10 protein-coding genes and 1 rRNA gene are annotated in these 13,892 nt (G+C 67.9%); 7 read left to right on the top strand and 4 right to left on the bottom strand.

Features of this window, described 5'->3' with window-relative positions:
* Window positions 1-260 precede the first annotated feature (260 nt).
* The gene (locus VH569_RS30885) at window positions 261-713 is read left to right on the top strand and encodes an RrF2 family transcriptional regulator (protein ID WP_098738201.1); all 453 of its coding nucleotides are present in this window, start codon (window positions 261-263) and stop codon (window positions 711-713) included.
* 227 nt (window positions 714-940) lie between these two features.
* Window positions 941-1,645 carry an SDR family oxidoreductase gene (locus VH569_RS30880; protein WP_423320605.1) on the top strand — a complete coding sequence of 235 codons (705 nt, stop codon included), beginning with the start codon at window positions 941-943 and terminating at the stop codon, window positions 1,643-1,645.
* Window positions 1,646-1,732: 87 nt separating this feature from the next.
* On the opposite strand, the gene VH569_RS30875 is transcribed toward VH569_RS30880, so the two are convergent.
* The 3 genes from VH569_RS30875 to phoU form a co-directional block, all read right to left on the bottom strand.
* The gene (locus VH569_RS30875; RefSeq protein ID WP_423320603.1) at window positions 1,733-3,025 is read right to left on the bottom strand and encodes an adenylosuccinate synthase; all 1,293 of its coding nucleotides are present in this window, start codon (window positions 3,023-3,025) and stop codon (window positions 1,733-1,735) included.
* A 147-nt stretch (window positions 3,026-3,172) separates the two neighbouring features.
* Window positions 3,173-4,327, bottom strand: coding sequence for an ATP phosphoribosyltransferase regulatory subunit (locus tag VH569_RS30870; protein WP_423320601.1), 1,155 nt, complete (start codon window positions 4,325-4,327; stop codon window positions 3,173-3,175).
* A 213-nt stretch (window positions 4,328-4,540) separates the two neighbouring features.
* Complete coding sequence (phoU, locus tag VH569_RS30865; protein ID WP_423320599.1) at window positions 4,541-5,320, bottom strand: phosphate signaling complex protein PhoU; 780 nt, start codon at window positions 5,318-5,320, stop codon at window positions 4,541-4,543.
* 301 nt (window positions 5,321-5,621) lie between these two features.
* Between phoU and VH569_RS30860 the strand changes: the two genes are divergently transcribed.
* The 3 genes from VH569_RS30860 to VH569_RS30850 are packed head-to-tail and all read left to right on the top strand — an operon-like array spanning window position 5,622 to window position 10,250.
* Entirely contained in the window at window positions 5,622-6,335 is a 714-nt protein-coding gene (locus VH569_RS30860) for a hypothetical protein (RefSeq protein ID WP_423320597.1), read from the top strand.
* Between the two features lie 25 nt (window positions 6,336-6,360).
* A complete protein-coding gene (locus VH569_RS30855; RefSeq protein WP_423320596.1) occupies window positions 6,361-8,499 on the top strand; it encodes a CHASE2 domain-containing protein in 2,139 nt (712 codons plus the stop codon).
* A gap of 53 nt (window positions 8,500-8,552) precedes the next feature.
* Window positions 8,553-10,250, top strand: coding sequence for a ShlB/FhaC/HecB family hemolysin secretion/activation protein (locus VH569_RS30850; RefSeq protein WP_423320594.1), 1,698 nt, complete (start codon window positions 8,553-8,555; stop codon window positions 10,248-10,250).
* Window positions 10,251-10,360: 110 nt separating this feature from the next.
* Here the strand turns inward: VH569_RS30850 and VH569_RS30845 are convergent, their stop codons facing one another.
* Window positions 10,361-11,020, bottom strand: a complete 660-nt coding sequence (locus VH569_RS30845) for a cold-shock protein (RefSeq protein ID WP_423320592.1) — start codon at window positions 11,018-11,020, stop codon at window positions 10,361-10,363.
* A gap of 411 nt (window positions 11,021-11,431) precedes the next feature.
* Here VH569_RS30845 and VH569_RS30840 point away from each other — a divergent pair, with 411 nt between their 5' ends.
* Together VH569_RS30840 and VH569_RS30835 are read left to right on the top strand one after the other, a co-directional pair.
* Window positions 11,432-13,312, top strand: a complete 1,881-nt coding sequence (locus VH569_RS30840) for a right-handed parallel beta-helix repeat-containing protein (RefSeq protein WP_423320590.1) — start codon at window positions 11,432-11,434, stop codon at window positions 13,310-13,312.
* 468 nt (window positions 13,313-13,780) lie between these two features.
* A 16S ribosomal RNA gene (locus VH569_RS30835) occupies window positions 13,781-13,892 on the top strand; the annotation flags it as partial.

The raw sequence follows: 13,892 nt of genomic DNA, 5'->3' as shown, positions 1-13,892 counted from the left end.
GCCTGACCTTCGGTTCTGCGGGAAAATAGCTGAATGATCCTATGGGCAGGGTGACCTTAACGCGCCCGCGACGGCTGCCGCAAACCATTCACGCGTCAATTCGATTCCGATTTTTCGCGATCCGATCTAAGGTCCGCTGGTTCCGGCCGCAAATTGCGCCTTTGGGTGGAATAGCGGACCGGTACGAAATGTTAACCACCGAAGCTTTAGATCGGGGCGGACCACCCAACCGCCGCCGCAATAATACGGATTCCGCCGGAATGCTGTCGCAGAAAGCCAAATACGCGTTGCGTGCCCTGATCATGCTGGCGGAGAAGGACAATGGCGACCTGATCCTGATCGCCGACATCGCGGAGCGCGAGAATATTCCGCGCAAGTTCCTCGAAGCGATCCTGGTCGAGTTGCGCAAGGAAGGCATTCTGTTCGCCAAGCGCGGCAAGAGCGGCGGCTACCGGCTCGCCCGCCCGGCTGCGGAGATCACCTTCGGCGAGGTGATCCGGCTGATCGACGGGCATCTGGCGCCGATCCCCTGCGCCAGCAAGGCGTCCTTCCGGCCGTGCGAGGACTGCATCGATACCGAGACCTGCTCGGTCCGCTGGCTGATGGTCCAGGTCCGCGACGCCACCGCCGCCGTGCTGGACAACCAGACACTGGCCGATGCCCTGCGCCATCGCCAGTCCACCGGCACCATCGCCGCCAATTTCGACATCTGATAGTATCGAGCGTAAAGCCTGACACATCAGGCTTTACGCTCGCCCTCAATCGGCGGGCGCGGCCATCCGGCCGCTTGCCTTCGCAGGCATGGGCCTGCGGGGCCGCCGTCGCGGCCCTTACCGCTCCGCAGCTCCCCCGCAGTTCCAAGGCCGCCGCTGAAATCGCATTTGAGACGGCGGCCGGCCACCCTTATGGTTGGGCAACTGCAGGATTGGGAGGAATGAGCATGTCCGACGAAAAGGTTGCCGTCATCACCGCCGGCGGCAGCGGCATGGGGGCGGCCTCGGCGCGCCGGCTGGCGGCCGACGGGTTCAAGGTCGCGATCCTGTCCTCCTCCGGCAAGGGCGAGGCCCTGGCCGCGGAACTCGGCGGCATCGGGGTGACGGGGTCGAACCAGTCGAACGACGACCTGAAGCGGCTGGTCGATGCGACGATGGAGCGCTGGGGCCGCATCGACGCGCTGGTCAACAGCGCCGGCCACGGTCCGCGCGGCGCCCTGCTGGAGATCAGCGACGAGGACTGGCACCGCGGCATCGAGGTCTATTTCCTCAACGTCGTGCGGGCGGTCCGGCTGGTGGCGCCGATCATGGTCGGGCAGAAGGCCGGCTCCATCGTCAACATCTCCACCGCCTGGGCGTTCGAGCCGAGCGCGATGTTCCCGACCTCCGCCGTCGCGCGGGCCGGTCTGGCCGCCTACACCAAGCTCTTCGCCGAGCAGTATGCGGCGGAGAATGTGCGGATGAACAACGTCCTGCCCGGCTGGATCGACAGCCTGCCCGCGACCGAGGAACGGCGCCAGAGCGTACCGATGCAGCGCTACGGCAGCAGCGAGGAGATCGCCGCCACGGTGGCCTTCCTGGCCTCGCCGGGCGCCGGCTACATCACCGGCCAGAACATCCGGGTCGACGGCGGGCTGACGCGGTCGGTGTGACCGGCGGCGGCTCGACCTGAGACCGCGGAAATGAAAAAGGGCCGGCGGAATGCCGGCCCTTTTTCTTCAGGAGAACCTTCCGCCGGATCAGTCGGCGAAGGGGTCCGTCATCAGGATGGTGTCGTCGCGTTCCGGGCTGGTCGACAGCAGGGCGACCGGGGCCTGGATCAGCTCCTCGATGTGGCGGACATACTTGACCGCCTGGGCCGGCAGCTCCGCCCACGAACGGGCGCCGCGGGTGGTGTCCTTCCAGCCTTCGAAGGTCTCGTAGATCGGCTCGACGCGGGCCTGGGAGCCGGCATTCGACGGGTAATAGTCGAGTTCCTGGCCGTCCAGCTTGTAGCCGACACAGACCTTGATCTCGTCGAAGCCGTCCAGCACGTCCAGCTTGGTCAGGGCGATGCCGTCGATGCCGCCGGTCTTGATCGCCTGGCGGACCATGACGGCGTCGAACCAGCCGCAGCGGCGCTTGCGCCCGGTGACGACGCCGAACTCCTTGCCCTTCTGGCCGATCAGCTCGCCGATGTCGTCCAGCAGCTCGGTCGGGAAGGGACCGGAGCCGACGCGGGTGGTGTAGGCCTTGCAGATGCCCAGCACATAGCCGACGGCGCGCGGGCCCATGCCGCTGCCGGCGGCGGCGTTGCCGGCCACCGTGTTGGAGGAGGTGACGTACGGGTAGGTGCCGTGGTCGATGTCCAGCATCGTGCCCTGGGCGCCTTCGAACAGGATGCGCTTGCCGGCGCGGCGCAGCTCGTCCAGCTGCTTCCAGACGACGGCGGCGTAGGGCAGGACCTGCGGGGCGATCTCGCGCAGCGGCTCCAGGATGTCGGCCGGGGTCATCTCCGGCGCGCCCAGCGCGCGGAACAGCGCGTTGTGGTGGGCGAGCAGGGCGTCGACCTTCTCCACCAGCACGGCGTCGTCGGTCAGGTCGCACAGGCGGATGGCGCGGCGGGCGACCTTGTCCTCATAGGCCGGGCCGATGCCGCGGCCGGTGGTGCCGATCTTGCCGGCGCCCTTGGCCTCTTCCCGCGCCTTGTCGAGCGCGCTGTGCACCGGCAGGATCAGCGGCACGTTCTCGGCGACGATCAGGTTTTCCGGGTTGACGGTGACGCCCTTTTCCTTGATCGCGTTGACTTCGCGGATGAAGGCCCAGGGGTCGAAGACGACGCCGTTGCCGATGACCGACAGCTTGCTCTGGCGCACCACGCCGGACGGCAGCAGGCTCAGCTTGTATTCGACGCCGTTGATCACCAGCGTGTGGCCGGCGTTGTGACCGCCCTGGAAGCGCACCACCACATCGGCCCGGCTGGACAGCCAGTCGACGATCTTGCCCTTGCCCTCGTCGCCCCACTGGGCGCCGACCACCGCAACGTTGGCCATCTCTCGTCTCCGCAAAACTTCAAAAAGGAACCGCTCAGCCTCCCGATCCACCGCAGGGTACCATCCGCGCGGCGTGGGGGCCCGTTCACCCTGAACCCAACTCGCTTGAACCCAACTTCTTTGAACGCAAGTCGTTTGAACCCAGGGTCACCCGACCGGCTTGACGTCCCCGCCAGCCAGCCAATGGCCGCAGTGGAGCCGTCTGGCTTCCGCGGCCGCATCGGCCACCGGGGCAAGCCCGGCGACCGTCACCCATCCGTCGGCCCGCAGCCTGCGCGCCGTTTCCCAGCCGCTGCCATGCGGCACATAGACCCGGCCCGGCGCCTTGGCCGCCGGGACCGCGCGCAGCAGCGTATCCATGTACAGCGTGAAGCCGGTCGCCGGCTCCCCGCGATCTTCGCCCTGCGCGCCGGCGCGGTAGCGCCCGCCCTGGCCCAGCTCGCCCGCGGCGCGGGAAAACAGGGTGAAGCTGAGACCGGTCTGGTATTCGAAGCCGCGATGCTCCACCAGATCGATGGTCACCGTCAGGTCCGGCATGGCTGCGCGCAGCAGGGCCAGCGTGTCGGTCAGCCGGCGGCGGTCCTTCTCGGCACCCTCCGGCAGCGGCAGGGCGGCCAGTGCCTGCATGGCGCGGTCGGCGGGACCGGACGCGCTCATCAGCGTTTCCAGCAGCGAGGCGGCGGGGCCGCCGACGGCAGCCACGGCGGCCGAGTCCTTGCGGTCGAGTGCGGCGCGCAGCTGCCGGATCTCGTCCTCGCCCAGCCCGAGGCCGGCGCAGATGCGCGACACCATGGTCGGTACGCAGAGATCGACCGACAGGTGCGGCACGCCGATGGCGGTCAGCGCCTGGACAGCCAGCAGGACCACCTCGGCATCGGCCTCGGCCTCCAGCGCGCCGATCAGCTCGACGCCGACCTGGGTGAACTGGCGTTCGGGGCGCAGCTGCGATCCCTTCACCCGCAGTACCTGCCCGGCGTAGCACAGGCGCAGCGGCCGGGCCTCGTTCTTCAGGCGGGTGGTGGCGATGCGGGCGATCTGCGGGGTGATGTCGGCGCGGACCGCCATCATCCGCTGCGAATGGGGGTCCATCAGCCGGAAGGTCTGCTTGGACATCGCGGCACCGGGGCCGGAGAGCAGGTTCTCTTCGAACTCGACCAGCGGCGGATCGACGCGGCGATAGCCCTGCGCGGCGAATTCCGCCAGCAGGCGTTCGACGGCGGCCGCCTCATGCGCCGCTTCGGACGGCAGCACGTCGTGCAGTCCGGCAGGAAGCAGGGCGGAGCTCAGTGCGTCGGCGGGCATGACCAGCGTGTCTCGTTGCAGGCAGGGAAAGGGATGCCGCGGCTGATGTCGGGCACACGGGGCGGGCTAATACCTGACCCCCGCGCCGCATGCAAACGGAAAAGCCCCGCACCGTGGCGGTATCTCCCCTGCGCGTGCGAATCCGCAGGCTGTGGCCGGATAAAATGTCGCTGCCGGCGGCGGTCCGGGCAAGTGCGCAGGCGGGCGGGGGAATCAGCCGGCGTCGGCGGGACCTGAGTCCCCGTCCGTATCCTCGGATGGCAGGGCAAAGCCGTTGCCCGGCGCCATCGGCGTGACGACGGCGAAGCTGCTGCCGTCGTTCTTCGGGCGCAGCACCGTCAGGGGGCTGCCGACCACCAGGAAATGGATGATCTCGGCGATGTTGGTGGCGTGGTCGCCGATGCGCTCCAGATTCTTCGCCATGAACAGCAGATGCGTGCAGGGCGTGATGTTGCGCGGATCCTCCATCATGTAGGTGAGGACCTCGCGGAACAGGCTGGTGTAGAGGTCGTCCAGCTCCTCGTCGCGCTCCCAGGCGGCGATGGCCTTGTCGACGTCGCGCTCGATGTAGGCGTCGAGCACCTCCTTCAGGATCGCCTCGACCAGCCGGCCCATGCGCGGGATGCCGGCCGCCGGCCGCACCACCGGCACCTGGGCCAGCGCCAGCGACCGCTTGGCGACGTTGGCGGCATAATCGCCGATGCGCTCCAGATCGGCTGAGACCTTCAGGGCCGAGACGATCTCGCGCAGGTCCTGGGCCATCGGCTGGCGCAGCGCCAGCAGCCGCACCGCCTCTGCGTCGATGTCGCGCTCGTAGGCGTCGAGCCGCGCGTCGGCCTGCATCACCTGGGCGGCCAGCCCGACGTCGCGGCGGGTCACCGCCTTCACCGCGGCCTCCACCTGGGCTTCCGCCACGCCGCCCATCTGGGTGACGAGGTTGGACAGACGCTGCAATTCCTGCGCGAAGGAGCGGACGATGTGTTCGGTACCCATGTTCGGTCGCGACGCTCCAATGATGTCCGTCCCATCCGGCGGGACCCGGAAGGCCGCCACGCGCGGGAGGTGTATATTAGCCGGTGGTCATGACGGCGTTGTGGCGGGAATATTTCACTTCCTTGACAATAGGATGTCGCCGGGATGGCGGGAATTTACCGGCGGCATCGCTGTGACCGGGGGCCGCGGCGGCGTATTGGATTTGAAGTGCCCCGGTAACTTCGCTAAAGGGAACGGCAGCTATAGTGATGCCGTCCGTAGGGGGTAAAGCCCCCTGCACTGACCGGGAGGCCGTTTTTCCATGTCCGTCGCCATGTCCGTCGCGTTCCAGATGCCCGTCCGCTCCGCCGTTGCCGGAACCCTGCTTCTGCTGGCTGCATCGCCGCTGGCGCTCGCCGCGGATCCGGCCCCGGCCGCACCCACCGCATTGGTTGAGGATGTCTCGGACGGCGTCGACGGCGTCCAGCCGATGGATTACCTGGGGGCAGGCCGCACGGTCACGTTGAAGGCCGGACAGACGCTGACGCTGAGCTATCTGGAATCCTGCGTCAACGAGACGATCACCGGCGGTTCGGTGATGGTCGGCGCCCGCGAATCGGCGGTGCAGGGCGGCAGCATCGACCGCCACACGCTGCCCTGCGACGGCGGCAAGCTGCTGCTGGCCTCCAACGAGGCGGGCAAGGCGGGGGTGACCGTCTTCCGCAGCGCGCCCATCGCCCTGCCGGGCATGAAGGCGCCGCTGCCGAAGCCGGACCTGACCCTGTTCAAGACCCATCCGGTGCTGATCCTGTCGGCGCCCGGCCCGGTCACCATCGACCGGCTGGACGTGCAGGGCATCGCGCTGAGCACGGTCAATGTCCCCGGCACCACGCTGGACACCGCCAAGAGCGGCGCCGGGCTGGAGCCGGGCGGGCTCTACAAGATCGCGGCCGGGCAGAAGTCCTTCGTCGTGAAGATCGACGAGAAGGCCGCGGCCGGCGGCGGTCCGGCGCTCGGCCGGCTGATCCGTTTCTGAGCGGCGGGCGCGGCCGTTGAACGCGATGAGGCTGCCCCGGCGCGTCCGGCTGGTCCTGCTCGGCGCGGTGGCGCCGGCAGTCGCATCGCTTCTGGTGCTGGCGGCCTCGCCCATGCTGCAGGGGCCGTCGATCGACAGCCTCTATTGGCTGCGGGAGCGGGTGCATGGTCCGCGGCCGGCCCCCGACCCCTCGCCGGTGGTGGTGGTCGGCATCGACGAGGAGACCTACCGCCGTCCGCCCTTCGCCGGCACGCCGCAGGCGCTGTGGGGGCCGCGGCTGGGCACCGTCCTTGGCGCCATGCTGGATGGCGGGGCGGCGGCCATCGGCCTCGACCTCGTCCACCCGACCTCGGTCGAGACGCTGATCCCGGGCTTCGAGCGCGACTACCTGCTGACGCTCCGCCGCGGCGGCAAGGAGGGGCGGCTGGTGCTGGCCAAGGTCCAGCATCAGAGCGACCCGCTGATGCCCTACCGCGGCTACATGATCGCCGCCGGGGTGAACAACGTCCGCTCGGTCAATCTGGTTGAGGATGCCGACGGCGTGCTGCGCCGGGTGCCGCTGACGCTGTCCGTCGCCGGACCCGACGGCCAGCCGAAGGCCGAGCCCGGCATGGCGGTCGAGGTCGCCTCCCGCGCGCTGAAGGCGCCGCTGGAACGGGGGGCCGACGGCTCCGCCACGCTGGCCGGCTACCGGGTGCCGGGCGGGGAGGGCAACCGGCTGCTGGTCAACCACGCCACCGCCGCCGGGGCGATCCCGACCTATTCGCTGGCCGACCTCCATGCCTGCGCCGAAGCCGGCAAGACCGACTTCTTCGCCAGGCACTTCAAGGGCAAGGCGGTGATGGTCGGCACCGTGCTGGATGTCGAGGACCGCAAGCTCTCCTCCAACCGCTGGGTCACCAAGCCGGAGGGGATGAACCTTCCCGAACGCTGTGCCCTGCCGGTGATGAGCGAGTTGTATGTCGCCGGCCGCACCCGCGACAGCATTCCCGGCGTCTACATCCACGCCGCCGCCATCTCCAACCTGATCGCGCACGATGCGCTGGAGGAGACCGACCCGGCCGCCGCCGCGGCCCTGGTCCTGCTGCTGGCCGGACTGGCCGCCGTGGTGACGCTGGCGACCCGGCCGGCGGTGGCCGCGGCCGGGCTGCTCCTGCTGCTGGCGGGGTGGAGCGGGGTGGCGATGCAGGCGTTCCAGGGCGGGCTGGTGCTGCCCTACCTCCAGGCGGCGCTGGCTGTGCTTCTGGTCTTCCCGCTGGCGCTCGGCTTCCGCTTCGCCGTGCTCGACCGCGACCAGCGGCACATCCGCAACGCCTTCAAGCTCTATCTGCCGGGGTCGCTGATCGACGACATGATCGCGTCGGGCCAGTCGCCCAGCCTGGGCGGGGAGGAGCGCGACCTGTCCATCCTGTTCTGCGACATCGCCGGCTTCACCAGGATGTCGGAGGGGATGGAGCCGGAAGCGCTGGTCGCCGTGCTGAACCGCTATTTCACAGTGATGACCGACATCATCGAGGCGCATGGCGGCTTCGTCGACAAATACATCGGCGATGCCGTGCTGGCGGTGTTCGGCGCCCCCTATGCCATCGACAACCATGCCCGCGCCGCGGTGTCGGCCGCGCTGGCGATGCGTCAGGCTATGGCCGACGACCCGACCCTGCTGGCCACATCCAGCGGGCGCGGTTCCAACCGCACCGGCATCGCCACCGGTCCGGCGCTGATCGGCAACATCGGCTCGCCGCGCCGCTTCAACTACACGGTGATGGGCGACACGGTGAATCTGGCCTCCCGGCTGGAGGGCGCCAACAAATATTACAACTCCGTGCTGATGGTCAGCGGCGAGACCGTGCGCCACCATGGCGACCCGGAGGCCTTCCGCGCGCTCGACATCGTGCAGGTCGTCGGCCGCGGCGAGCCGGTCGAGGTGTTCGAACCGCTGTCCGAGGCCCGCCGTGCCGATCCCGAGGACCGCGCCCAGCGTGCCGCCTACGCCGCTGCGCTGGAGCACTGGCGTGCTGGCCGGTTCGAGGCCGCGGCTGCCGGTTTCCGCGCGCTGGTGGCCGCCGATGGCGCTGCATTGGCGATGCTGAACAAGGCGGAAAAGCGCGTCGGACAGCCGGCCGGTCCGGACTGGACCGGCGTGACCGCCCTCACCGACAAATAGCCTTGCGACGAAGAGCCGTGTCCCGAACCGCCCCCTCCGCCATGTCGATGTCCATGTCCACGCCCCGGCGCCTCGTCCGCCTGTCCGCGCTGTTGCTGGCCGGAGCAGCCTGTCCATTGCCGGCGCTGGCCCAGGCGGTTCCCACGGTGCTGCCGCCCTCGCTCGACCCCAACCGGCTGGAGCAGCGCTTCGAACGGCCGCCCGTGCCGCAATCCTCGCCGGAGATCGAGATGCCGGCGCCGGAGAAGGCTCCGCCGCCGCGCGATGCCGAACGCATCGCCCTGACTCTGACCGAGATCCGCATCGACGGCAACAGCGTCTATGACGGCGACAGCCTGTCCGCCCTGTGGCGCGACAAGCTGGGCAAGCCGGTGACTCTGGCCGACCTCTATGCCATCCGCGACGCCATCACCGCGCGCTACCGCAACGACGGCTATGTGCTGTCCCAGGCGGTGGTGCCGGCCCAGCGCATCCGCGACGGCGTGGTCCGCCTGCAGGTGGTGGAGGGCTATGTCGACGAGGTGGTCGTCCAGGGCGAAGCGGCCGACCGGCTCGGCCTGCTGCGGCGGATGGGGGAGAAGATCAAGGCCTCCCGCCCGCTGCGCATGGCCGACATGGAGCGCTACGTCCTGCTGGCCGACGATCTGCCCGGCGTCGCGGTGAAGACGGTGCTGGAGGCGTCGCCCGACACCCCCGGCGCCTCGCGCCTGACCCTGGCGCTGGAGCGCACGCCCTTCAACGGCTTCCTGTCGCTGGACAACCGCGGCACCCGCTCCATCGGTCCGATGCAGCTGACCGGCGTCGCCACCGTCGAGGATCAACTCGGCCTGTTCGAGCGGACCACCGCCCAGGGCATCGTCACCCCGCAGATCCGCGAGCTGCGCTTCTTCGACGTCGGGCAACTGGTGCCGGTGGATGCCGAGGGCACGACGGTGGAGTACGGCGTCCGCCGCTCCTGGTCGCAGCCCGGCGACAGCGTGCGGCCGCTCGACCTCTACAGCCTGACCACCTCCGGCCGGGTGGCGGTGTCGCACCCCTTCATCCGCAGCCGGGCGGAGACCCTGCGCGCCGGCCTCAGCTTTACCGTCCGCGACAGCCGCACCGACGTGCTGGGCGATAAGCTGTCGCAGGATCGGCTGCGCATCGTCGCCGCCAACGTCTCCTACGATTTCGCCGACGGCTGGGGCGGGTCGAACCTGCTGACGGCGGAACTGTCCAAGGGCCTCGACATCCTGAATGCCACGGAATCCGGCAGCGCCAACCTGACCCGCAGCGGCGGGCGCAGCGATTTCCGCAAGCTGCTGCTGTCGGCCCAGCGCAACCAGCCCCTGACCGACCAGCTGATCCTCGCCCTCTCCGGCGAAGCGCAATACAGCCCGGACCAGCTGCTGTCGTCCGAGGAATACGGCTTGGGCGGCAAGCAGTATGGCCGCGCCTTCGACCCCTCGGAAATCACCGGCGACAGCGGCTTCGCCGGCCGGGCGGAGCTGCAATACATCCTGCCGGTCCAGCAGGATGGGCTGGATTATGCGGTCGCCTATGGCTTCGGCGATTATGGAGCGGTGTACAATTACGAAGGCGGCACGCGCCATGGCCGCCGGTCCCTCGCCTCGACCGGCGTCGGCCTGCGCTTCGGCGTTTTCCAGCGCATCGATGCCAGCGTGGAACTGGCCAAGCCCTTCATCACCACGCCGTTCAGCACGCAGGACCGCGCCCCGCGGGCTTTCTTCACGCTCTCGACCAGATTCTGAAACGACGCGCTTGTGAAGCGGTCGGGTCCCAACCCGATGCAAAGCGACCGCCGCCCGACCGGCCTGTTACGGCCGGCCCGCGGCGGCAGACGCCTGCGACGGCGGTAACGTCAGATCAGCTCGACCCGCTGGGCGACCGGCGCATCGTCCGACCCGACGACCAGATAGCGCACATCCTCGCCGTCGGCGACGATGTCCAGGCCGGACTGGCGCAGGGTGGCGCGGTCGAAATAGACGGTGGCGCCATCTTCCCACGGCTCGATCAGGCCGGACTGGCTGTCCAGATTGTACCAGCGCACCGTGCCATAGGCCATCGTCGCCGGCCCGGCCGGTTCGGACTGGCGCTCGCGCCGTTCGCGCGGCGGCTTCGGCGGACGGGCGAAGCCCTCGCCGCCATCCTCAGGTTGCGGGCCCTGTCCGGCGGCCAGACCGGCCGGCTGACCCATCGGCTGGCCCATCGACTGGGATGCCGAGGCGGCGGCGCGCGGCGGGCGCTGGTTGCGGGCACGCGGGGCGGGCGGGGTTTCCGGCGGCGTGGCAGAGTGAATGGCGACGACCTGGGGCCCCTTGGCGCCCTGGGCCAGATCGCAGACGACCGTCGTGCCCTCGACCGGGTTGGGCAGGGAGGCGGCGGCCAGGACCGAAGCGTGCAAGAAAGCCTCGCCGGAGCCATCGGCAAGGCGGACGAACCCAAAACCCTTTTCCGGCTTGAACCACTTTACCGTCGCGGTGACGTTCGTCGCGGTGACGTTCTTCAACTCTTCGCTCAAGACAGGTCCCTTTCACGTCCTGTAGCCGGGGGAGGGGCGGCCCTGACGCTGAACTGGGCGCGGCACCGCTGTATGACCAAGAACAAGACCCCGGCGCCGGTCAGCTTATCATAAAATTCCAGAAAATGACCAGTCCAGTGATGCCCTGTAACGCGGCGTCGACTGTCTTCATCACTTGCCGGCCGGGTGATGCGCGTAATGCGCGAATCCGGATGGCGAGAGCTTGTCCATAGAGAAGGTTCAATTTCACAATTAATGCCGGATCACATTGCCACCAATTCGTGGATGTTCATCGCATCGCATAATACCGATCTTGCAGAGCCCTCCTGTCCATCAGAGGTACTAAGGCCGTAAATAAAATTTTAACTAAAAAATTCGACTCATGCCTCCATCAGAACGGAGGAATGACTTATGACGACCACCGACCAGGCCGCTTTTTTCGTGTCCGCCAAGGGCAATGACAGCTGGTCCGGGCGGCTCGCCGCTCCCAACGCCGCCGGCACCGACGGTCCCTTTGCCAGCCTCGAGAAGGCGCGGGACGCGATGCGGGCGAGCGATGTCGACACCACCTATGTTCGTGGCGGCACCTATCGCCTGGACAAGACTCTGACACTCGACTCCCACGACGACGGCCACAGCTTCCTCGCCTACGGGAACGAGACGCCGGTCCTCAGCGGTGGGGAGCGGGTGACCGGTTTCACCTATGAAGGCAAAGGCCTTTACTCCGCCAAGCTCGCGTCGGCCAACGGCCTGGATGTCAGCATCGGCGGCGTGCGCCAGCATGCGGCGCAGACCGGCGACTTCGATCCCGCGGAGGCGGCCACCAGCGGCTGGCACGTGCTGAAGGCCAACTCGACCGGCGCCAGCAAGACCAGCTTCAACTTCTCGAACGGCGACATCCCGTCGGGCCTGAAGCCCCATGACGGTCTGGTCGTCCAGACATTCGATACGGAACGGCTGAGGGACGACATCTCAGCCGTGAAGTCGATCGACCAGTATCACCACACGGTGACGCTTGACGACGCGGCGTCCTACGCGCTGCGCACCGGCGGCACCTATCGGGTGATGAACGACGCCTCGCTGATCCGCGACGCCGGTGAATTCGGCTGGCGCGCCAGCGACGGCAAGCTTGTGGTGAAGCCGGAACATGCCGCCAGCTTCCAGTCGGACGGCGTCGTCGTCGCCCGGCTCGGCACGCTGATCAAGTCCAGCAACGCCAGCAATATCAGCATCGAAGGGCTGACCTTCTCCGACACCCGTTATGACGGCGCTGCGCTGTCGATGCAGGGCGGGCACGGCAACGCCGTCGGTGGCAATCACTTCGTCAATGTCGGGACCGCGGTGTCGCTCGACGGCACCGACAACAGCCGCATCGCCGGCAACCATATGGAGCAGCTCGGCGACACCGGCATTTCGATGATCCATGCCGCCGACGGCAACCGCATCTACGCCAACACCATCGAGCATATCGGCCAGATCACCAAGGGCGGGGCCGGCATCGGCGCCGTCGGCAGCAGCAACAGCATGGTCAGCAACAACGACATCACCGATGCCCCGCGTTACGGCGTGTCGTTCAAGGAATGGGATGACGGCCAGCTGAACCGCAACAACACCGTCCAGTTCAACAAGGTCCACCATGTCGGGCAGGAGACCGCCGACGGCGGCGGCATCGAGATGCTCGGCCGCTCGGCCAAGGACATGGGGTCGGTCATCCGCGGCAACGAGGTGATCGACACCGGCGGCCTCGCCACTGACGGCAAGGGCAACTGGCTGACCGATCACAAGGGCTGGGGCATCTCGCTCGACGATCTGACCAGCGGCGTCATCGTACGCGACAACTTCGTGAAGGGATTCGCCTGGGCCGGCATCTATGTCCATGGCGGCGACAACAATCTGCTGGAGAACAATTTCGGCATCGCCAGCCGTCCGGAGGATGCCTTCATCCGCCTGGAATGGGTGCCCAAGGCCGGCGACGAGGCGCGCCCCCATGACAACATGGTGATCCACAACCTTGCGGCCGGCGACATGCCGATCGATCAGTATTGGAAGCTGCTCAGCCCGGGCCGGCTGACCATGGACGGCAATGTCGCCGCCAACGGCCGCGCTTTCGGTCCGAACGACGCGGTCTTCAATCCGGGTTTCCGCGACAGCGCCCATGCCGACTACTCGCTGAAGGACAAGGCTCCTGTCCTGGCCTACGGCATTCACGACCTCAGCTGGTCGTCGATGGGAACCGACGGCTACCACGCCGACAGCAGCATGGCCCAGTTCTGGGACCACGCCGCCTACTGACGGGCGGGGGGCTGACGGGAAGGGGGCGCCGCGCGACGCGGCGCCCCTTTTTGCCCTCCGGTCAAAAAATCGTCATGGGAGTGCAGAAAGTTCTTGCGCGGTCCGGGTTGGGCCGCATATAAGACGCCTCCCGACGCGAACGACGCCGGCGCCGCCGACACGGTGGCGACCGACACGCAGAAGGGAAGCCCGACAAACCGGCGCTTGACAGTCGAACCTCAGAGGTTCGGCGAAGCAATGGTTTCTGCATCGGGCGGGTTCTTTGACAAGTTTATACCGTGTTGTGAGAAGGGATGCGCAGGCGGCGGCAGTTGGTAGCCGTTGCGGCCTTGGGGTGTTGGTTTCCTGTTGGGGATCGGCACAATCGAGGATCGTCTGTGCATCTTTTGAGCAGAGAAACTGTATCAGTATCGACGTTTCAGGAGATCGCYWMGGCGGTCCTGTCAGTCGTGGCTTCGGTCACGATCTGAACCTGAGAGTTTGATCCTGGCTCAGAACGAACGCTGGCGGCATGCCTAACACATGCAAGTCGAACGAAGGCTTCGGCCTTAGTGGCGCACGGGTGAGTAACACGTGGGAA

The sequence above is a fragment of the Azospirillum sp. 11R-A genome (assembly GCF_049472615.1).
Lineage (GTDB): Bacteria > Pseudomonadota > Alphaproteobacteria > Azospirillales > Azospirillaceae > Azospirillum > Azospirillum palustre.
This window is presented reverse-complemented; position numbering and strand designations above follow the sequence as displayed.